Raw genomic sequence first — 19,923 nt, 5'->3', positions numbered from 1 at the left:
ATGCACAACCATCACCCATCGACGGGCGCAGTGGCGTGGGCACTGCGCCGGAATGGTTGATCTCGTGCCCAAGAACACCAGCTCCTCGCGCAGGACCCGCGGCCGCACGCTCGCCGCGGCAGAGAACATCACCTATACGGCGGCCCTGCGCCGACTCGATGCCATGAAAACGCATGAGCACGAAATTTCTTGCGTGACACCGACAATGACCCGTGGAATGTTGCCGCTGTTCGATCCCGGTGCCAGGCCGTACTGGAAGCGCGCACACGGGCCCGCCCTGCTCACTATGCAACCCGCGTGGTCGCAGGCCCCCGACGGGCGTGCTCGACCGATGGGATACCCACATGGCGGAATCGCCATGCTGATCCTGGCATGGCTGTCCACCCGAGTTGCCCGGACTCAGAAGCGAGAGATCGATCTGGGCCCCACACTCGCCGACTTCGTGTGTGGGCTCGGCCTGCCCGCCACCCTCGGCGCGTACTCGACCACCACCGTGGTGCGCAGGCAACTGCAGACACTACTCGAGTGCGAGGTGCAGATCCACGGTCCCGAGCGAGCCTGGACCCGGGCTACTCCTGTCTCGGCATTCAGCGTGTACTGGGACGGGGGCGGCGACCAGGACAGGCCGTGGGGAAGCGTGCGGGTGTCGGAGCACCTGTTCAATGAGGTCATGCACGAGGCCGTGCCGATTGATCTGCACGTCCTGCGTCGGCTCGCCCAAACACCCCGCGCCGCCGACGCCTACCTCTGGATAGCCGGGCTCCTCGCCGACGGATCGATGACGGTGCCGTGGACTGCGGTCACTGCGCGCCTGGCTGCCACCTCCACCACGCGACTCAACCGCCACGCTCCCTCGGCATCCGTCGTGATCCGCGAGGCGATCACCACCGTCGCGGCCGCCATGCCTCGAGGTGTCGTGCAGGTGCGCGACACCGAAATCGTGGTCGCCGGCACGCACCACTAAATAGCGCGAACCCGTCTCCACGCGAAGTCTGGCCTGGAAACGATTCCCGCCGTACATCGGAAGAACAGCACCAGTCGGCGGTGCGGGAGTTTCGATGCAGCCGACCTCACACTCCGATTCCGGGCGGACATGCCCGGAATCGGAGCCGATGGCGCATTGGTCGGTATCGACAGTCCCGAAATGGCTCGGCGGGTCACCGGGCCGGTGGCGGACACGGCGTCAGATCTATTGCGCAGCACGAACCGACCGGGCGGCGGGTCGCCAGGTGGCGCGGCCTTGTCGCTGCTTCCGATGCGGCGAGGCGACCGGGACGACGCGTGGCACCGTCACAGCCGTGATGGCCCATATGGAGTGTTCGCCAGGACCTTGTACGACCCGTGCAGTCGCTGCCAACCTGATCTTGGACAGACAGGTGGCATTAGCCTTCAACTGCGGCGAGGAGGTTGGCCATGGATTCCTCCGGGTCCGGCCCCATGGAGCAATCAACGGCAGCCGAATGGGGATTTGACGACCTGTTCATGCCAACAGATCGAAGGCCAGCCACAGCTGGAATCCCGTTTGCCTTTCCCGAGCCCAGAGAGCGCAGCCAGCTCGGAGACGTCCATCTCGCCTCTGCAACACTCGACGAGCGCGGCCGCGTTTCCGACCGCTCAGCCATGAGAATCCTCGGATGGCAGCCCCAGCAGCGTATTTCGATCGAATCGACCGAGGGTTTGGCCGTTGTCCAGCGCTCCCATGACAGCCGCCGGACAGTGCGGGCGAACGGATACCTCGTACTGCCGGCGACAATCCGCCATGACTGCAACCTGCATCCAGGGGACCGAGTAATCGTTGCCGCGTCCCGACAACGTTCAACTCTCGTCGTCTACCCGATGGCGATAGTGGCTGCGGCGCTGTGGTCATACAGACCGCACCCCTGGGGCATCGTGCAATGAAGTCCGATGACGTACGCGCCGCAATCGACCTCTTGACCCGACTCGGCCTCACGGTCGACGACATCACCGGCATCGATCCCAGAGACCGTTGCGCCCCAACCTTCTCCGAATACATCACGCACCTGAGCGCGGCACTACCCGAGACCACCGTCCGCACCTACCGGACGTATTGGAATGTGCTGGAACGGAAATGGCCCGATCGTCCGATCGACTCCCCCACCGTGACCGAGATCGATCAGCTGGTGCGGGAGCAAAGAGAACGAGCCGTCGTTCGCTCCAACTATCGTGGCGGTCGGGGCGCCGCATCGAACATGATCTCCGCGATTCGATGTATCTATCGCCATGCCGAAGCCGACCGATTGATTCATCCTCCCGATAACCCGGCGACCAAAGCGGCTAAACCACGGCGGCTACCCAGTACTCGGCACGCCCTCACCTTCGAGCAGATACGAGAGATAGGTCGAGTGGCCGCCAGCACAGGAAACGATCGGGAACTCGACTCTCTGATCGTCCGGCTTCATATCGAGACCGCGTGCCGCAAGGGCGGCGTTCTCGCGCTAACCATCGCTGACCTCAATATCCAGGACTGCCTCGTCAAACTCTGTGAAAAGGGAGAAACCGAGCGCTGGCAGCCGGTGTCTCCCTTGTTGATGCGCAGACTTGTCGAGCACGTACAGATGCGCGGTGGGCCGGAGGCCACCGACCACGTTCTCCGCTATCGCACCCGAACGCCTGTCGGCCGCCGACGCTATGACTATTTGACGAAGCGGATCCGAGAACATCTTCCGTGGGCGCAAGCCCTACAAGTCAGCGCGCACTGGCTCCGATACACAACGCTCACCTTCGTCGAGCGCGAGTTCGGCTATGCGGTGGCCCGCGCCTACGCCGGGCACAGTGAACCGGCCCGACCCGACGGTGCCACATACACCTACGTACGAGCTTCCCTGCCCGAAGTCGCCGAGGCCCTGGTGGCCATCACAGGCCAGCCGCATCCCCTCGCGCGCGTCGACCGGGCCGTGTGAGCTGCGTTTCCCATATCCCCATGTGACTGCACCAAAGTCGCTCTTCCGTGTGACTGCACCGGCGGGCTACTGTGAGTGCATGAGCCCCCAACTGGGGCGAATTCGCGCAGATCAGGTGACTGAAGTACCGTGCCGTCACATGAGCGAAGATCTGTTGGGCAAGAGTGCACTGGTCAGCGGCGCGAGCCGGGGTATCGGCAAGGCGGTGGCGGCGGAGTTGCTGCGGCGCGGGGCGAATGTGCTGATCACCGCGCGCAAGCCGGAGCCGTTGGAGCAGGCGGCCGCGGAGCTGCGGGAGCTCGGATACAAGGGGCAGGTCATCGCGCTGGCCGGGAACTCCGGGGACGCGGAGAGCCGGGCGGCGGCGGTGCAGCGGGTGGTCGCCGAGTTCGGGTCGATCGATATTTTGATCAACAACACCGGGATCAATCCGGTGTACGGGTCGTTGATGGAGGCCGACCTGGACGCCGTCCGCAAGATCTTCGACGTGAATGTCGTTGCGGCGCTGGGTTATGTGCAGGAGGCGTACAAGGCGTGGATGGGCGAGCACGGCGGTGCGGTGGTGAATGTCGCCAGCGTGGCAGGCATCCGCTCGACTGGCGTGATCGCCGCCTACGGCGCGTCGAAGGCCGCGCTGATCCGGCTCACCGATGAGCTGGCCTGGCAGCTGGGGCCGAAGATCCGGGTGAACGCGGTCGCGCCGGGCGTCATCAAGACCAAGTTCGCCGACGCGCTGTACTCGGCCGACGAGGAGAAGGCCGCGAGCATCTACCCGATGAAGCGGCTCGGCACCCCGGAGGACGTGGCCCGGCTGATCGCGTTCCTGGTCTCCGACGAATCGGCGTGGATCACCGGCGAAACCGTGCGGGTCGACGGCGGGCTGCTGTCGACCGGCGGTCTCTGAACCACGGTGCCCACGGGCCGTCCGGCGCGGGCCGGGCGGCCCTCGGCGTCTTCCGGAGCGCGGCGAACTAGGCTGCTGGGTCGACCGAGACGATCCGAGGACCGATACATGCGAACCCCCGACCTTGTGGTGTGCGGAGCGGGCCCGGCCGGTCGGGCGCTGGCCCATCGCGCCCTGCACCGCGGGCTCGCGGTGACGGTGGTCGACCCCGCGCCGCACCGACGGTGGACGGCGACCTACGCGGCCTGGCTCGCGGACTTGCCGGGCTGGCTGGACGCCGCGGTGGTCGCGGCGAAGGTCGACCAGCCCGTGGCCTGGGGTACCCGACGTCATGAACTGCCTTGGATGTACGCGGTACTGGACACCCCGCTGCTTCAGCAGTCACTGGATATCACTGGTGCACAGGTAATTTCGGATCGCGCGACCGAGGTCGGACCGCACTCGGTGACCCTCGCATCCGGAGCGGTGCTCACCGGCGAGCGGGTCATCGACGCGCGCGGCCTCGCCCGCGCTCCCGAACGCGCCGAGCAGACCGCCTACGGCGTGATCGTCGACGAGCGGCGCGCCGCCGCGCTCGAGCCGCTGTTCATGGACTGGCGCGCCGACAACGGCGCAGATCCCGATGCGCCACGGTCGTTTCTGTACGCGGTGCCGCGCGGCGACGGCTCGATGCTGCTCGAGGAAACCTGCCTGGCGGGCCGCCCGGCGCTGGACTCGGCCGAATTGCGCGCTCGCCTGCTGCACCGAATGCGTTCCCGCGGCATCGACCTCGACGGTGACGAGCCGGTCGAACGGGTCCGGTTCCCCCTCGAAGGCGGCCGGCCCGGCCGCCGCCGGGTCGGCGCCGCGGGCGGATACCTGCACCCCGCAACGGGTTACAGCGTCGCCGCCGCACTCACCGCGGCGGATGCGGTAGCGGCGGGCGAATCCGGGTGGCCGCTGTCCGGCCGCGCCGTCCACAGCTTGCGGTCCGCCGGGCTCCGGGCACTACTCGCCTTGCCGCCCAACGATATTCCGCTCTTCTTCGACGCCTTCTTCACACTGCACCCGCACGCACAGCGGACCTATCTGTCCGGCCGCACCGATCTGCCCGGCACCGCCGCGGCGATGACCCAGCTGTTCGCCGCGCTCCCGATGCGGCTGCGCCGCACCCTCGCGACATCGGTGCTGCGCCGCTAACGGAACATCAGGGCCAGTGCGGTGTCGGTATGCCGATAGCGCAGGTATTTGTCGACGACCGCCTCGCTGACCGCGGCGTTCGCCGTCGCGACGGTGACCACGATGAAGTTCTTCTTGGCTTCGGTCTTCCACTTGCCGACGGTGTATTCGGGCACGAACGACCCGGGCCGGAGCCGCAGATCCTTGCCGGTGAACTTGTCCTGCGTGGCGGCCGCGGTCTGCTCGTCCGGCATGGTCAGGACGAACTGGGTGAGCATCAGCCCGCCGTTCTCGCTGCGGTAGACCAGTTCCGAGGCGTATTGGCACCCGATCGCCGTCAGCTTCGAATCACGCTCGATATCGCGGCAACTCTCGTAATCCCGGCCGTCGACCCATTCGGCGTGCAGTTCGACGCTGCCGAACTTGAAATTCCAGGTGTCCATACCGAATTCGGTGTAACTGAAGCGATCGCCGGACGGAACCGGAAGCTGCTTGGTCGGACTGGGCACGATCGGCGCCAGCGACACCGAACTGGTTGCGCCGGTGGCCGTTTCGGTGCTCGACCCCTGATCCCGGAGCAGGAAGAACGCACTGCCCGCCGTCAGCACCAGCAGGGTCACCAGCCCCAGCGCGACGAACCGGCCGGGCCCACGACCCGAATCATCCTCGAGCGCAGGCACTTCCGGCGGCACGTCCGGCGGCGCCGCGAACTCGGCCCACCCCGGCATTCCGGAAAGCTTCGGCGCCTCGGGCACTTTCGCCACATCGTCCGGCCAGGCCACCCACTCGGGTTCCTGCCCCCACCGGTCCGGGTCCCGCTGCGGGTAGGGTCCGCCACCGAACCCAGGCGGATACGTCATCGCTGTCCTTCCTGCACCGCGGCCGTCCATCCCATCCACGCGGGCGCGCCCCGGCTGGCTACGACCCTACCGGGCGGGCGCCGATCGGCGACGCGCGGAAGTCCGTTTCGCTCGCGTATTCGAATGGCTTCCGCCATCATGGAGACATGCGAGCTATTTGGAAGGGCTCGATCGCGTTCGGGCTGGTCAACGTCCCGGTCAAGGTGTACACCGCCACCGAGGACCATGACATCCGGTTCCACCAGGTGCACGCCAAAGACGGCGGGCGCATCAAATATGACCGGGTGTGCACGGTCTGCGGGAAATCCGTGCAATACGCCGATATCGACAAGGCCTACGAATCGCCGGAGGGCGACAAGGTCATGTTGACCGACGAGGATTTCGCGAAACTGCCGGCCGCGGAGAAGCACGAGATTCCGGTGTTGCAGTTCGTCCCTTCCGACCAGATCGACCCGATCTTGTTCGAGAAGAGCTACTACCTGGAGCCGGATTCCACGACGCCGAAGGCGTACGTGCTGCTGGCCACCACGCTCGAGCAGATCGACCAGACCGCGCTCGTGCACTTCACGCTGCGGCAGAAGACCAGGCTGGCGGCGCTGCGGGTACGCGACGGCGTGCTGGTGCTGCAGACGCTGCTGTGGCCGGACGAGGTGCGCGCCGTCGAATTCGAATCGCTCAAGGACGCCGCCGAACCGCGCCCGCAGGAAATCAAGATGGCCGAAACCCTGGTCGCCACGATGTCCGACGATTTCGATCCGGATCTCTACAAGGACGAATATCAGATCGAACTGAAACGGCTGCTCGACGAGGCCATTGCCAGCGGCACCGGCAAGGTGCAGAGCCAGCCGGAAGCGGCGCCCGCGGAAATGGACGCCGAGGTCGTCGATCTGGTCGCCGCCTTGCAGCGCAGTCTCGAAGCCAGCGGCCGCCGTTCCGCGTCCGGGAACGGCGCGGAGAAGAAACCGGCCAAGAAAGCTCCTGCGAAGAAAGCGGCCGCGAAAGCGACCAAGTCCACCGCCAAGGCCGCCGACAAGCCGGCCAAGAAGACAGCGAAGAAGACCGCGACCCGCAAGGGAGCGTGAGCAAACACGCATTCCCCGCCTGGAGCGGCGTGAGCGCGGTGGCGCGCGCTCCTGGCAAACTGGCGGCATGGACTCCGCCATAGCGATCGTCCCGATGGGCCTCGGTCACCTACGCCAAGTGCTCGACCTCGGGCACGAGGTTTTCGACACCACCGCCAAGCCCTACACCTCGTGGTCGCTGACCAGCGTCGCCGAACATCTCGACAGCCACGACAACGCCTGCTGGGTCGCCCTGGACTCGGATCGGGTGGTCGGCTTCGTGCTCGGTTCCATGGAGTTCGAACTGCGCGACGACTGGGGCTACCTGGAGTGGATCGCGGTCGCCCCCGACATGCAGGGCCGCGGCCTGGCCCGCCGCCTGGTCGATGTCTGCTCGGTCGCGTTGTTCGCCGCCGGCGCCCGCCGCATCGTCACCGATGTCGAGGAGCGCAACGCCGCCTCGGCCGCCCTGATGACCCGCAGCGGTTTCACCGCCGCCGCCACCGTGACCCTGTTCGTCCGCCCGAATCCCGATGAACCGCAGGAAATCTCGGAGGACGAAGCGCTGCCGCCGATCGCCCCCGGCACCAAGCGCGCCCTGATCCGCCGGGGCCGGCTGGCCGGTGAGGGCCGGGGCAGCATCCGCTGACGGCTCAGCTGCCGCAACGGCGTTGGCGGCTACTGCGGCCGGGACCCTAGCGGTCCGGTTGCGCGGGTCGGTCGGTGCGGTACACAAAGTGCGCGCGGTCGTCGATCGGGTTGTCCGGTTCCAGATCGGCCTGTCCGACCCGGCGCATCCCGGCCTTCTCGAGCATGCGCCACGACGCGAGGTTCGCCGTCGACACCGGAATCAGAACGCAGCTGGACTCCGGGTAGTCGACCCAGGTCGCCTCGATGACCTCCCGGATCATGCGGGCCCCGAGCCCCTTGCCGACCCGCCGCGGATCACCGACCAGATAGTCCAGACTCACCGCGCCCGGCGGGACCCGGTAGTAGTCGGCCATTTCCTCGCCGTACTCCGGATAGTCCGCCCACCGGCAGCGCTGGACCAGGCCGAGCGGCTCACCATCGAGGAAGACGAGTAGATCCTCGTTGGGTTCCTCGCGCCGGGCGGACGGGCCGAAGTCCCGCCGCACCGCCTCCGGCGAGGTCTCGTGGTTCCACCACCGCGCCACGTACGGCTGCGCCAGCCACCGGCCCAGCAACGGGAAGTCGGCCTCGGTCGTGCGACGCCAAGTGATCTTCATGAGCCCTCCCCGGAGCGATGGCGACGGTAGTACCTGACCTGCGAGTAACGCCGCCTAGTCCGCCGCCGCGCGTTCGCGCCCTTCTTCGAAGAAAGCCAGCAGGCTCGAGGCCGTCCGCAGTTCCTCGCGCGGCCTGAGCGCACCGAACGGGGCGTTCCAGAATTCGCCGGTGCGCGGGGTCCATGGCCCGACATAGGCGTAGGGGCCGGGATGACCCGCGTCGCCCGGCGAGACCCCGAAGTTCACCTCCGCCCGGCTGCTGCCCAGATCGAAGTGCTCCGGCCACAGCACCGGTGTGACGTCGGGGGCGAGACAGCGTAGTGCGGCATCCCCGGTGGCGAACCAGTCGCCGATGATCGCGGCGGCCTCGGCGTCGACCCGGACCTCGTCGTCGAGTTGCTGCCCGGTGGTGTCGGCGTACAGCCCTTCCGGCGCGCCCGGTCCGATACCGGCGGCTTTGGCGATCTCGTTGTAGGTGCCCTCCAGCGGCACCCGTCCCCCGCCCGGACCCACCAGCCCGGTTCCCAGCACCGACACCGGCAGTTTGGCGCCCCCGAATCCCCCGAGCACCACCCGCAGCCGGATGGTCCCGAACTCGCGATATTGCGGGCCCGCGATCAACAGCTCCGCGACCCCGTGCAGCGACTGCCTGGTCTCCCGGTACTTTGCCTCGTCCACACCGCAAATCATCTCCGGTGCGAGCGTCCGATACACCCGTTTCCGGCCAGCTCCTTGCGAAATTATTCAACCAAATGGTTGACCATCGAAGCGACCACGGGCATACTCAACCATGTGGTTGAACATGAATCCGAGCGGCTGGACGCCCTGTTCCACGCGTTGTCGCACCCGACCCGGCGCGGCATGCTGCGCCAGCTCGCCGCACACGAATGCAGCGTGGGCGAGCTGGCCGAGCCGTATGCGATGACCTTCGCGGGCGCCTCCAAACACGTTCAGGTGCTGGAGCGGGCCGGGCTGGTGCGGCGCAGCGTGCGCGGCCGGATTCATCTCTGCCGCCTCGACGCCGGGCCCATCCGGGCGGGCGCCGAATGGATGCGCTACTACGAGCGCTTCTGGACCGAGCGGCTCGATCGCTTGGAACAACTTCTGCAGGAAGAGGACGAAGCATGACCACACAACAGGTTTCCGACTACGGGACCGTCACCGAACCCGGCGCCGTGCGTCTGGAGCGCCTGCTGCCCGGACCGATCGAGCGGGTCTGGCGCTATGTCACCGACGCCGAGCTGCGCCGGACCTGGCTCGCCGCGGGCGATATGGAGCTGAAGGACGGCGGCTCCGCCGAGTTGATCTGGCGCAACGCCGAATTGACCGGCGCCGAGGATCCGGCGCCGGCGGAGTACGCCGGTGAGCACCGCGAGCACGGCACCGTGCTGGCCTGCGATCCGCCGCGTCTGCTCGCGTTCACCTGGAGCAACGGCTCGATCGTCACCATCGCGCTCACCCCGGTCGAGGACCGCGTGCACTTGGAGCTGACGCACAGCAAGCTGCCCGATCGCGGGGAGTTGATCGGCGTCTCCTCCGGCTGGCACTGCCACCTGGATCTGCTGGTCTCCCGGGTGGCCGAGCGCGCCCCGGATCCGTTCTGGCCCAAGATGGACCGGTTGCAGACCGAGTACGCCGAGCGCATTCCCGAGTAGCGCCGAATGCGTACGAGCCCGTTCGCCTTCCGGCGAACGGGCTCGTACGCCGTTGCGGGCCAACTACTTCCGGAACTTCGCTTCCAGCTCTTTCAGCGTCGCTTGCAGATCGGCCGGGTCATTGGTCTTGAAGATGCCTTTGTAGCCGGTCTCCTCGCGCACCGCGGCCTGCACCTCCGGGTCGTGGTAGAGCTTGGCCACCGCCAGCAGCCGCGGATTGTCCTTGTCGGCGGCGCGGACGGCGAAGATGTTGATGTACTGCTTCAGTTCCGGACGCTCCGGATCGTCGGTGTAGATGACCTGCTGCTCGGTCAGGCCCGCGGGCCGGGCGAAAGTGTCGTCCACGAACGCGGCGTCCACGCTGTCCAGCGACTGCGCGGTGAGCGTCGGGTCGATGGTCTTCAGGCTCACCTTCGAGGCGGCGGTGTCGACGTCCTCGATCTTGGAATCCCAGCTCGCGCCGCCCTTCAGCACGATGAGCCCGGCGGCGGCCAGGCCCAGCAGCGGGCGCACCTGATTGGCCGGGTTGTTGCTCAGCGTGACCTGGCCGCCGCGCGGAATGTCGTCGACCGACCGATGCTTCCGCGAATATAGCGTCAGCGGGAAGATCTCGCTGGCGCCGATCGGCACCAGGGTGTCGTTGTTGCGGACGTTGTAGTTGGCCAGGTACCGCACATGCTGGAACTTGTTGATGTCGATCCGCTGCTGCGCCAGCGCCGGGTTCGGCTGGTTGTAATCGGTGAAGTTGACGAACTCGATCGTGATGCCCTGGTCGGCGGCCTTGCGTTTGAAGACCTCCCAGTGCGGCAGTGCGAGATCGTTCACACCGACGCGCACCACGTCCGCATTGTGCTCGCGGCCACAGGCCACGGTGGTGAGCAGGGCTAACAGCAGAGGGATCAGCAGCACTCGGCGCAGATTTCGCATTGGACGCAACCTAGACGTATGTCCAGGAATTCGCCAGAGTTTTGCTCAGCACAATTCGAACCGTTGCCACCCGCCCCGCTCCCCCGCTTGGATTACCGGGTTCGTATCGGCCACAAGCATTCAGGAGCAGTTGTGAAGTTCACTCGGGCACTGGCGATCCCGGTCCTCGTAGCCACCGCGGCCCTCACCCTAACCGCCTGCGGTAAAGACGAGAGCTCCTCTGGCACGGTAGTGCGAATCGGCACCACCGACAAGGACAAGGCGTGGGAGGTCTTCGAACAGAAGGCCAAGGACAAGGGCATCACCCTGAAGATCACCAACTTCTCCGACTACAAGCAGCCGAACCTGGCGCTGGCGCAGAAGCAGATCGACGTGAATCTCTTCCAGCATCTGCAGTTCCTGGGTGCCTACAACGTCGCGAACAACGACACGCTCACCCCGATCGGCTCCACCTACATCGTGCCGCTGGGCCTGTACTCGAAGAAGCACAAGACCCTGGCCGACATCCCGGCCGGCGGTGAGATCGCCATCCCGAACGACCCGACCAACCAGGCGCGGGCGCTCTTCGTGCTGCAAGCCGCCGGTTTGCTGAAGCTGTCCTCGGACAGCCGTCAGCCCTCGCCCGCCGACATCGACAAGGGCGCCTCCAAGGTGAAGGTGACCCCGGTCGACGCCGCGCAGACGGCGCTGTCGCTGGCCTCGGTGGACGGCTCGGTCATCAACAACACCTTCCTGGATCGTTCCGGCGTCGACCCGAAGTCCGCGCTGTACAAGGACGATCCGAACAACCCCGCCGCCGAGCCGTACATCAACGTGATCGTGACCCGCGCCGAGGACAAGAACAACCCGGTCTACCAGCAGCTGGTGGAGATCTGGCGGGATCCCGCGGTCGCGCAGGCGCACAGCGAGGTCACCAAGGGCACCGCCGTCGCGGTGAACCGCCCGGCCGCCGACCTGGAGCAGATCCTGACCCGGGTGCAGCAGACCACCCGCGACGGCAAGTGAGCTCGCTCCCGGCTGTCGAATTCCGCTCGGTCACCAAGGTTTTCGGCAAGGGCGAGCAGCGCCAGACCGCGCTGGACAGCATCGACCTGCGCATCGAGAAGGGCGAGATCTTCGGTGTGATCGGCTATTCCGGCGCGGGCAAGTCCACGCTGGTGCGGCTGATCAACGCGCTGGAGAAGCCGACCAGCGGCACCGTCGAGATCTCCGGCACCCCCATCACCGGGGTGCCGGAGCGCGAGGTGCGGCGGCTGCGCCGCGACATCGGCATGGTGTTTCAGCAGTTCAACCTCTTCCGATCCCGCACGGCCGCGGGCAATATCGAGTACCCGCTGAAGGTGGCGGGCTGGAAACGCGCCGAACGCAAGGCCCGGGTGGCCGAACTGCTGGAATTCGTCGGACTCTCCGACAAGGCCAAGAGCTATCCGGATCAGCTCTCCGGCGGGCAGAAGCAGCGCGTCGGCATCGCCCGCGCGCTGGCGACCTCGCCGTCGCTGCTGCTGGCCGACGAGTCGACCTCGGCGCTGGACCCGGAAACCACCGGCGAGGTGCTGCGCCTGTTGCGCAAGATCAACCGGGAACTCGGCGTCACCATCGTGGTGATCACCCACGAGATGGACGTGATCCGCGCGGTGGCCGACCGGGTGGCCGTGCTCGCCGAGGGCCGGATCGTCGAATTGGCCAGCACCTTCGAGGTTTTCGCGACCCCGCAGGCGGCGCCGACGCGGTCGTTCGTGGAAACCGTGCTGCACGACCAGCCTTCGGCGGCGGAGCTGAAGACGCTGACCGAGCGCCACGGCGGCCGACTGGTCACGGTCACCATCGATGACGAGCGCGGCGTCGGCGCGGCCCTGGCCACCGCCACCCAGGCCGACGTCCGGTTCGAGGTGGTCTACGGCGGCGTCCGGACCTTGCAAGACAAGACCTTCGGCAGCCTCACGCTGGCACTGCACGGTTCCGACGAGGCCGTCGCCAAGGTGGCCGCCGAACTCGAGACCGCCGGAAAGGGGTAGCCGTGCAAACGGATTGGGACAAGCTCCAGCCGGTACTGCTCGAATCCATCGGCACCACCATCTATCTGGTGCTGCTCACCTTCGTAGTGGGCGGTGTGATCGGGTTGTTCCTCGGCACCGCGCTCTACACCACCCGCAAGGGCGGCCTGCTGGCCAACGCGCCGGTGCACGTGCTACTGAACGTGCTGGTCAACGTGGTGCGGCCGATCCCGTTCATCATCCTGCTCGCGGCGCTGGGCCCGATCACCCTGGAGGTGGTCGGCACCACGATCGGCACCGAGGCGGCGGCCTTCGTCATGATCGTCGCGGCGTCGTTCGGCATCGCGCGCATCGTCGAGCAGAACCTGGTGACCGTGGATCCCGGCGTGATCGAGGCGGCCCGGGCGGTCGGCGCGGGCCCGCTGCGGATCATCTTCACGCTGCTGATCCCGGAAGCACTCGGCCCCTTGGTCCTCGGCTACACCTTCGTGGTGATCGCGATCGTGGACATGTCGGCCATGGCGGGCACGGTCGGCGGCGGCGGGCTGGGCGATTTCGCGCTGGTCTACGGCTATCAGCGTTTCGACTGGCAAGTCACCCTGGTGGCCACGCTGATCATCATCGCCGGCGTGCAGGGCATCCAGTTCCTCGGCAACTGGCTGGCCCGGAAGGTCTTGCGCCGGTAGCCGACAAAAGGGGTGTGCGGCTCGCGCCGCACACCCCTTTCGCGTCACCGGATCAGCGCGCGGTTCCCGAGCACTCCGAGGCCAGCACCTTGGCCAGCTGCGGACGCGCGCTGCCCAGGCTGATCAGCAGCGGCGAGGTCGGGTCCGGCCCGAGATGCGCCAGCGCGGCCTGCTCGGCCTCGTGCCGGGTGTATCCACCGCCCCAGGCGATCTTGCTGCCGCGAATCGCGACCGCGCCGCACGCATTGCGGAAGCGCACCAGGATCTCGCAGTTCGAGACGCCGCATTCGACCATCGCGCGGACGTCGGCGCCCTCCTGGGTCGGATAGTTGAAGCCGGTGCCGACGATGACGTCATTGCGGCTGGTGCCCAGTGCGAGCGAGCCGTATTCGCCGTCGTCGGCTACCGCGGTGCCCGCGCCCAAGGCGACGATCGCCGCGGACGCGAACAGTGTCAGGGCAGCTTTGCCCATCGGAGACATCTAAGAGTTCCCCTCAGTTGCAGTAATATATACGGTCCGAATACTGAGGCATTCAAATACTTTATTCAAATCGACAGTGCCGCAGCATATTTGACTGTTTCGAAACACATGGCTCGATGTGCAACGCTCATCGAGGAACAGGCAGACAAAAGGCTCGGCACGACTCGCGAATGCGAATCGTGCCGAGCCTTTGTGCTTTTCGACGCGTCAGCCCGCGTTCGCCGTGCAGGCGGACAGGATGACCCGGGCCGGACGCGGCGAAGCGCTGCCCGGGTCCGGGAACGGCGGGGCGCTCATGCCGAGCACCTCGTTGGAAAGCCGTTCGGCCTCACCGCGGCCGGCCGCCCAGGCCCAGCCGAAACGGTAGTCGGCGCCTTGGGACACCGAACCGCAGGCGTTGCGGAAGGTGACGACGACGTCGCAGTCGCGACGGCCGCACTCGTCCCGCGCGCCTCGTTCCGCCGCGCCCCAGCTGCCGTAGTTGACAGCCGAGGACACGCGGGCGGTGCTGCGCGAAATCGCCAGCGCGCCATAGAGATCACCGCGGGCGGCATTGAAGCCACCGTCCACGGACGTGGCGTGGTAACCCTCGACTTCCATGATTTCCACGCCACTTTGGGCGGCCGCGTTGGCCGGGCTCATGCCGGACAACACGATCGCGGTAGCGAATGTCGCCACCGCGCTCGCGGCAACCTTACGAGACAAAGACAAAAGAATCCTCCCCGGTTCAAAGGTGATGTCAGCGACGATCATTGCCTAGGAGATCCCAATTGTCCAAGTAATATGGGCCGCCTCACGCCACCCCGTCCTGGAACCACTGGCGGCTCCATTCGTCGCAGGCCCGCACGAAAGCACGCTCCCGCACCGTCGCCGGCCGCCGCGCCCGCTTGGCCTCGGCGATGACCAGCCGCCGCCAGGCGTGCAGCGGATGCTCCCGGGCGATGGCGGCCGCGATGTGCTCGGTGATGAGCTGCACTTCGAAGTACTCCAGCGGCGGCAGCGGACCCGCGCTCACCCTCGGCAGGTACGCCTCCGACAACCGGCAGATCACCAGAATGTCCCGATACGCACTGCGTTTGGGACCCCACGCGTCGAGCCCGCCGACGGGCGCGCCGATCCGCGTGATGGCCGCGGCATCGGCGAACCGGTCCACGTAGCCGACCACGCGCACCCGCGCGTCATCCAGCAGCTGATCCACGGCCTGATACAGGGCAGCGCGATCGTGATGAATGATCCGCACGGCAGCGAGATCGAGGACCCGGGCGGCGTCGCCGTCGAACTTGCCAACAGCCTTGAGACAGGCGACCTCTGGAGCCTTCTCCGGCCGCTGCTGAACCCGGCCGCCGATCCGCTTCGCGATTTCCCCGGCGATCGATCCGGCGGCCTGCTGAGCCGGGCCGCGAGTGGCATTGAGCGCCGCCAGATAATCGACGAGATACTCGGTATCACCGCGCCGCGCGCTGTCGAAGCCGCCGTGCCGGGCCGCGGCAACCGGCCGCACCCGCACCCGCCGCAACGCCCGTTCGGTGATCGCCACCTCGTCGGTGCTCAATTCCGCTATCGCGAGCGGACTTTCAGATCCTTCCAGCATCCCGGTCCAGCCACCCGCGGCCGCCACCGCCCGGAAAATCGTGCGCAGGTCAGCCAAAACCTCCGTGCCGAACAGTTCAGCCGCGGCCACCGGCGCCTCGCGCAGCATCCGCCGCCCCGGATTCGTACACAGAAACCGCACCAGCGCCACATCGGCCCGTACCCGCTCCAGAACCACCAGGTCCACCCCTTTCACACACGTCCGGAGGACGCACGGTAGGAAAACCCCGACCCGGCCGTCACTCGAATCCGCTGCGCGACAAAGCGAATGCCCAGCTCACAACCAAGTGATCGACTTTCCGGCCCGGAACCCGCGAAGCCACTCTCCACCCCGGGTTCGCGCCGCCGATCCTATGCAGGTCAGATCACATTCCCGGAACAAACGGGACACGGAAAGCACTGCGCCTCAGCGCCGTTCGAACCACCGCGTCAGGAAGTAGCTGAGCAGTCCGATCAGATCGGTGATCCGGGTACGCCCTGCCCGAGGCATGAAGGGCTATAGGCTCTTCCAGTGAGTACCGAACGGTCGGAATATGTTTTGCCCCAACCGCGCCAGCGATGGACAAAATCTCGAAGGGGGGTCGCGCTCCTCGTAGTCGGCCTGTACCTGGCCGTCATGATCAGGTTGCTTGTCAGTCAGAATTGGAACGATCTGGTTGTGAGCCGACTGGCTGGAGTGACCCTGCTGGTGGCCGTCGGGCTGATCGTGCTTTCTATGTTCGATAGTCCGCGGCAGCGGCGGACTACACGCAAAACGGCTGCCGTGCCAGTCGCGATCGCCCTGATCAACTGTTGCGCCGGAGTGGCGATCATCTGGACGGAGGGCCACCCGGTGAGCCACGCGGTCGGATTCACCGGGTTGGTCGCCCTCATGCTGTTCTTGAGCATCGGTTAGATCGACGCCGATTCGCAGCGCCGCGACCGATCGAACCGCAGCAACCGATCTACCAGCTGTCGGCCGACGCCGTACCGGCTCTGGCGGCGCACGGCGACATACTGTTCCCGAAGGTCAGCGGATGTTCTTGGTGCAGGCCGAGGTTACGACGGCGGCGGGGCGGGGCTGGGAGCTGCCGAGGTCGGGGAAGGGTGGGGCGGCGTCGCCGAGGGAGGCGACGGCGGCGTGTTCGGCGTCTTCCAGGGAGCCGGCGGCGGCCCAGCCCCATTTGCCGTCCGCGCCGCGGGCGATGGCGCCGCAGCCGTCGACGATGCGGAGGACGAGTTCGCAGTCGTAGACTCCGCAGTCGCGGATCGCGGCGGCGTCGGCGGCGACCTTGGACGCGTGGTCCACGGAGGCGATGGTTTTGCCGGTGCTCCACGAGATGCCGAAGGTGCCGTAGTACTTGCCGGCGGCCTCGGCGGGCGCGGCCGCTAAGACGGTGACCGCGGCGGACGAGGTGACGGCGGCGACCAGAGCGGACTTACCGAGCACAGACAAGAGGATCCTCCCCATTCCAGAAGTGGTACGGGGAGGATCTTCGCTTGATCGGTATCGAATTGTCCAGTGCCGGAAGGCTACTAGACCGTGAATCCGAGGGCGCGCAACTGCTCGCGGCCGTCCTCGGTGATCTTGTCCGGGCCCCACGGCGGCATCCAGACCCAGTTGATCGCCAGGTCCTCGACCAGTCCGCTGCGCACCAGGGCGTTGCGGGTCTGGTCCTCGATGACATCGGTGAGCGGACAGGCGGCCGAGGTCAAGGTCATATCGAGCTTGGCGACCTCGTTCTCGACGGAGATGCCGTAGACCAGGCCGAGGTCGACGACATTGATGCCCAGTTCGGGGTCGACGACATCGCGCATCGCCTCCTCGATGTCCTCGAGGTGCTTGATCTCCTCGGCGGAGAGTTCGACCGGAGCGGCAGCAGCCTGCTCGGTCTCGGTGGCCGGTGTCTCAGTCATGAGATTTTTCCGTTCGTGGAGGGAGTGTCGGTGCCCATTGCGGTCTTTCCCGCTTCGGAGTCGGATATCCGCACCACGGCGTCTTTGAACGCCATCCAGCCCAGCAACGCGCACTTCACCCGCGCCGGGTACTTGGCGACGCCGGCGAGCGCGATGCCGTCGCCGATCACGTCCTCATCGCCTTCGACGGCGCCGCGGCTGGAGATCATCTCGCTGTAGGACTCGACGACCTTCAGCGCCTGCTGCACCGGCAGCCCGATGACCTGGTCGGCCAGGATCGAGGTGGCGGCCTGGCTGATCGAACAACCCTGGCCGTCGTAGGAGACGTCGGTGACGTCACCGTTGTCGGCGATATTGACGCGCAAGGTCACCTCGTCACCGCAGGTCGGGTTGACGTGGTGCACTTCGGCGCCGAACGGCTCCCGCAGCCCGCGGTGATGCGGGTGTTTGTAGTGGTCCAGGATCACTTCCTGGTACATCTGCTCCATGCGCATGTCTTATGCAACTCCGAAGAACTGCTGAGCCTTCCGCACCGCTGCTACCAGTGCGTCCACCTCGTCCAGGGTGTTGTAGGCGGCGAAGGACGCGCGCGCGGTGGCGGGAATGCCCATGCGCTGCATGAGCGGCCACGCGCAGTGGTGCCCGACCCGCACGGCGACGCCTTCGTCATCCAGGATCTGGCCGACATCGTGGGCGTGGATCCCGTCGACCACGAACGACACCGCGGAACCGCGATCCACGTTCTCCAGGGGTCCGACGATCCGCACACCCTCGATGGCGCTCAGGCCTTCCAGCGCCCGCGCGACCAGCGCGTGTTCGTGCGCCGCGACGGCTTCCATGCCGAGCTCTTCGAGATACCGCACGGCCGCGCCCAATCCGACCACCTGCGAGGTCATCGGCACACCGGCCTCGAACCGCTGCGGCGGCGGGGCATAGGTGCTGGCGGCCATGGTGACGGTCTCGATCATCGAGCCGCCGGTGATGAACGGCGGCATCTCTTCCAGGAGCCGGCGACGCCCGTAGAGCACGCCGACACCGGAGGGGCCGAACATCTTGTGCCCGGAGAACGCGGCGTAGTCGACATCCAGAGCGCGGAAATCCACGGCCATGTGCGGCACCGACTGGCAGGCGTCGAGCACGGTGAGCGCGCCGACTGCCTTTGCGCGCCGGACGATTTCGGCGACATCGGTGATCGCGCCGGTCACGTTGGACTGGTGCGTGAACGCGACAACCTTGGTGGCGGGCGACAATTCGAGCGAGCCGAGATCGATCCGGCCGTCCTCGGTCACGCCGTACCACTTCAGCGTCGCACCCGTGCGCCGCGCGAGCTCCTGCCACGGCACGAGATTCGCGTGATGCTCCAGTTCGGTGATGACGATCTCGTCACCGGGACCCACGTGATGCGGGAACCGCGGGTCGGCGAAGGTGTAGGTCACCAGGTTCAGCGATTCGGTCGCGTTCTTGGTGAACACGATCTCTCCGGCGTCGACACCCACGAACCGCGCGATATCGGCGCGCGCGTTCTCGTAGGCGTCGGTCGCTTCCTCCGCCAGCTGGTGCGCACCACGATGCACCGCCGAATTGCTCTCGATCAGGAACTGACGTTCCGCGTCGAGCACCGCGAGCGGTCGCTGGGAGGTCGCGCCGGAGTCCAAGTACACCAACGGTTTCCTGTCCCGGACCGTGCGGCCCAGGATCGGGAAGTCGGCCCGGATACGGGCCACGTCGAGAGTGTTATGGACCATGGCGGTCATATCAGGCTCCAGCGGTCGCGGAAATGAACTTGGTGTAGCCGTTGGCGTCGAGTTCCTCGGCGAGCTCCGGGCCGCCCTCGGCGACGATGCGGCCGCCCACGAAGACGTGCACGAATTCCGGCTTGATGTAGCGCAGGATGCGGGTGTAGTGCGTGATCAGCAGGACGCCGCCGTTCTCGCGCTCCTTGTAGCGGTTGACGCCCTCGGAGACGATGCGCAGCGCGTCCACGTCGAGGCCGGAGTCGGTCTCGTCGAGGATGGCGATCTTCGGCTTGAGCAGGCCCAGCTGCAGGATCTCGTGGCGCTTCTTCTCGCCGCCGGAGAAGCCCTCGTTCACACTGCGCTCACCGAAGGCGGCGTCGATCTCCAGCTCGTTCATCGACTCCTTCACCTCCTTGACCCAGGTGCGCAGCTTGGGGGCCTCGCCGCGGACCGCGGTGGCGGCAGTGCGCAGGAAGTTGGTCATCGAGACGCCGGGCACCTCGACCGGGTACTGCATGGCCAGGAACAGGCCCGCGCGGGCGCGCTCGTCGACCGACATCTCCAGCACGTCTTCGCCGTCGAGGGTGATCGAGCCGGAGGTCACCGTGTACTTCGGGTGCCCGGCGATCGCGTAGGACAGCGTGGACTTGCCGGAGCCGTTGGGGCCCATGATGGCGTGGGTCTCACCGGAGTTGATGGTGAGGTTGACGCCCTTGAGGATTTCCTTCGCCTCGCCCTCGGGGGTGGCGACCTCGACGTGCAGATCCTTGATTTCCAGGGTGGTCATCGGATGTGAATTCCTTTTGC

The 19,923-nt window shown here is 66.7% G+C and carries 24 protein-coding genes; 12 read left to right on the top strand and 12 right to left on the bottom strand.

Features of this window, described 5'->3' with window-relative positions:
- The first annotated feature begins 64 nt into the window (after positions 1 to 64).
- From AB0M14_RS15365 to AB0M14_RS15350, 4 genes are all read left to right on the top strand, one after another.
- Entirely contained in the window at positions 65 to 964 is a 900-nt protein-coding gene (locus AB0M14_RS15365) for a replication protein RepA (protein WP_364994438.1), read from the top strand.
- A 931-nt stretch (positions 965 to 1,895) separates the two neighbouring features.
- Positions 1,896 to 2,921 (top strand): site-specific integrase, encoded by a 1,026-nt coding sequence (locus AB0M14_RS15360; RefSeq protein ID WP_364994435.1) that lies wholly within the window; start codon positions 1,896 to 1,898, stop codon positions 2,919 to 2,921.
- A gap of 139 nt (positions 2,922 to 3,060) precedes the next feature.
- Positions 3,061 to 3,825 (top strand): SDR family oxidoreductase, encoded by a 765-nt coding sequence (locus AB0M14_RS15355; RefSeq protein WP_364994433.1) that lies wholly within the window; start codon positions 3,061 to 3,063, stop codon positions 3,823 to 3,825.
- A gap of 108 nt (positions 3,826 to 3,933) precedes the next feature.
- On the top strand, positions 3,934 to 5,004 hold the full coding sequence (locus tag AB0M14_RS15350) for a lycopene cyclase family protein (protein WP_364994431.1): 1,071 nt from the start codon (positions 3,934 to 3,936) through the stop codon (positions 5,002 to 5,004).
- On the opposite strand, the gene AB0M14_RS15345 is transcribed toward AB0M14_RS15350, so the two are convergent.
- Complete coding sequence (locus tag AB0M14_RS15345) at positions 5,001 to 5,843, bottom strand: hypothetical protein (RefSeq protein WP_364994429.1); 843 nt, start codon at positions 5,841 to 5,843, stop codon at positions 5,001 to 5,003. The genes AB0M14_RS15350 and AB0M14_RS15345 overlap by 4 nt on opposite strands.
- A 146-nt stretch (positions 5,844 to 5,989) precedes the next feature.
- Here AB0M14_RS15345 and AB0M14_RS15340 point away from each other — a divergent pair, with 146 nt between their 5' ends.
- Together AB0M14_RS15340 and AB0M14_RS15335 are read left to right on the top strand one after the other, a co-directional pair.
- Positions 5,990 to 6,925 (top strand): Ku protein, encoded by a 936-nt coding sequence (locus AB0M14_RS15340; protein ID WP_364994427.1) that lies wholly within the window; start codon positions 5,990 to 5,992, stop codon positions 6,923 to 6,925.
- Between the two features lie 67 nt (positions 6,926 to 6,992).
- A complete protein-coding gene (locus tag AB0M14_RS15335) occupies positions 6,993 to 7,553 on the top strand; it encodes a GNAT family N-acetyltransferase (protein WP_364994424.1) in 561 nt (186 codons plus the stop codon).
- A 46-nt stretch (positions 7,554 to 7,599) separates the two neighbouring features.
- Here the strand turns inward: AB0M14_RS15335 and AB0M14_RS15330 are convergent, their stop codons facing one another.
- Complete coding sequence (locus AB0M14_RS15330; RefSeq protein ID WP_364994421.1) at positions 7,600 to 8,151, bottom strand: GNAT family N-acetyltransferase; 552 nt, start codon at positions 8,149 to 8,151, stop codon at positions 7,600 to 7,602.
- A 54-nt stretch (positions 8,152 to 8,205) separates the two neighbouring features.
- On the bottom strand, positions 8,206 to 8,829 hold the full coding sequence (locus AB0M14_RS15325) for a hypothetical protein (RefSeq protein ID WP_364994418.1): 624 nt from the start codon (positions 8,827 to 8,829) through the stop codon (positions 8,206 to 8,208).
- 114 nt (positions 8,830 to 8,943) lie between these two features.
- Here AB0M14_RS15325 and AB0M14_RS15320 point away from each other — a divergent pair, with 114 nt between their 5' ends.
- Positions 8,944 to 9,279, top strand: coding sequence for a metalloregulator ArsR/SmtB family transcription factor (locus AB0M14_RS15320; protein ID WP_364994416.1), 336 nt, complete (start codon positions 8,944 to 8,946; stop codon positions 9,277 to 9,279).
- Entirely contained in the window at positions 9,276 to 9,806 is a 531-nt protein-coding gene (locus tag AB0M14_RS15315; protein ID WP_364994415.1) for an SRPBCC family protein, read from the top strand. Before AB0M14_RS15320 ends, AB0M14_RS15315 begins: the two co-directional genes overlap by 4 nt.
- 63 nt (positions 9,807 to 9,869) lie before the next feature.
- Here the strand turns inward: AB0M14_RS15315 and AB0M14_RS15310 are convergent, their stop codons facing one another.
- Positions 9,870 to 10,733, bottom strand: coding sequence for a MetQ/NlpA family ABC transporter substrate-binding protein (locus AB0M14_RS15310; RefSeq protein ID WP_364994412.1), 864 nt, complete (start codon positions 10,731 to 10,733; stop codon positions 9,870 to 9,872).
- A 132-nt stretch (positions 10,734 to 10,865) separates the two neighbouring features.
- Here AB0M14_RS15310 and AB0M14_RS15305 point away from each other — a divergent pair, with 132 nt between their 5' ends.
- Genes AB0M14_RS15305 through AB0M14_RS15295 form a run of 3 tightly spaced genes read left to right on the top strand, consistent with a single transcriptional unit; the run spans position 10,866 to position 13,413 of the window.
- Positions 10,866 to 11,738 carry a MetQ/NlpA family ABC transporter substrate-binding protein gene (locus AB0M14_RS15305; protein ID WP_364994409.1) on the top strand — a complete coding sequence of 291 codons (873 nt, stop codon included), beginning with the start codon at positions 10,866 to 10,868 and terminating at the stop codon, positions 11,736 to 11,738.
- Positions 11,735 to 12,748: a methionine ABC transporter ATP-binding protein gene (locus AB0M14_RS15300; RefSeq protein WP_364994405.1), complete on the top strand. Its 1,014-nt coding sequence runs from the start codon at positions 11,735 to 11,737 to the stop codon at positions 12,746 to 12,748. The genes AB0M14_RS15305 and AB0M14_RS15300 overlap by 4 nt, the downstream gene beginning before the upstream one ends.
- Positions 12,749 to 12,750: 2 nt before the next feature.
- Complete coding sequence (locus AB0M14_RS15295; RefSeq protein WP_364994402.1) at positions 12,751 to 13,413, top strand: methionine ABC transporter permease; 663 nt, start codon at positions 12,751 to 12,753, stop codon at positions 13,411 to 13,413.
- A 52-nt stretch (positions 13,414 to 13,465) separates the two neighbouring features.
- Here the strand turns inward: AB0M14_RS15295 and AB0M14_RS15290 are convergent, their stop codons facing one another.
- The 3 genes from AB0M14_RS15290 to AB0M14_RS15280 form a co-directional block, all read right to left on the bottom strand.
- On the bottom strand, positions 13,466 to 13,885 hold the full coding sequence (locus tag AB0M14_RS15290; protein ID WP_364994399.1) for a DUF4189 domain-containing protein: 420 nt from the start codon (positions 13,883 to 13,885) through the stop codon (positions 13,466 to 13,468).
- A 216-nt stretch (positions 13,886 to 14,101) separates the two neighbouring features.
- Positions 14,102 to 14,599, bottom strand: coding sequence for a DUF4189 domain-containing protein (locus tag AB0M14_RS15285; RefSeq protein ID WP_364994396.1), 498 nt, complete (start codon positions 14,597 to 14,599; stop codon positions 14,102 to 14,104).
- Between the two features lie 88 nt (positions 14,600 to 14,687).
- Positions 14,688 to 15,671 (bottom strand): hypothetical protein, encoded by a 984-nt coding sequence (locus AB0M14_RS15280; RefSeq protein WP_364994393.1) that lies wholly within the window; start codon positions 15,669 to 15,671, stop codon positions 14,688 to 14,690.
- Positions 15,672 to 15,995: 324 nt separating this feature from the next.
- Between AB0M14_RS15280 and AB0M14_RS15275 the strand changes: the two genes are divergently transcribed.
- Positions 15,996 to 16,379: a hypothetical protein gene (locus AB0M14_RS15275; protein WP_364994391.1), complete on the top strand. Its 384-nt coding sequence runs from the start codon at positions 15,996 to 15,998 to the stop codon at positions 16,377 to 16,379.
- Between the two features lie 114 nt (positions 16,380 to 16,493).
- Here the strand turns inward: AB0M14_RS15275 and AB0M14_RS15270 are convergent, their stop codons facing one another.
- From AB0M14_RS15270 to sufC, 5 genes are all read right to left on the bottom strand, one after another.
- Positions 16,494 to 16,913 carry a DUF4189 domain-containing protein gene (locus tag AB0M14_RS15270; RefSeq protein WP_364995823.1) on the bottom strand — a complete coding sequence of 140 codons (420 nt, stop codon included), beginning with the start codon at positions 16,911 to 16,913 and terminating at the stop codon, positions 16,494 to 16,496.
- Between the two features lie 86 nt (positions 16,914 to 16,999).
- Complete coding sequence (locus AB0M14_RS15265; RefSeq protein ID WP_364994388.1) at positions 17,000 to 17,380, bottom strand: metal-sulfur cluster assembly factor; 381 nt, start codon at positions 17,378 to 17,380, stop codon at positions 17,000 to 17,002.
- Positions 17,377 to 17,874 (bottom strand): Fe-S cluster assembly sulfur transfer protein SufU, encoded by a 498-nt coding sequence (sufU, locus tag AB0M14_RS15260; RefSeq protein WP_364994385.1) that lies wholly within the window; start codon positions 17,872 to 17,874, stop codon positions 17,377 to 17,379. Before sufU ends, AB0M14_RS15265 begins: the two co-directional genes overlap by 4 nt.
- Positions 17,875 to 17,877: 3 nt before the next feature.
- Positions 17,878 to 19,134, bottom strand: coding sequence for a cysteine desulfurase (locus AB0M14_RS15255; protein WP_364994383.1), 1,257 nt, complete (start codon positions 19,132 to 19,134; stop codon positions 17,878 to 17,880).
- 1 nt (position 19,135) lies between these two features.
- Positions 19,136 to 19,903: a Fe-S cluster assembly ATPase SufC gene (gene sufC, locus AB0M14_RS15250; protein ID WP_364994380.1), complete on the bottom strand. Its 768-nt coding sequence runs from the start codon at positions 19,901 to 19,903 to the stop codon at positions 19,136 to 19,138.
- Positions 19,904 to 19,923 lie beyond the last annotated feature (20 nt).

The organism is Nocardia sp. NPDC051832 (assembly GCF_040681285.1).
GTDB lineage: Bacteria > Actinomycetota > Actinomycetes > Mycobacteriales > Mycobacteriaceae > Nocardia.
Note: the sequence above shows the minus strand (reverse complement) of the source record. Positions and strands in the feature narration are given on the sequence as shown.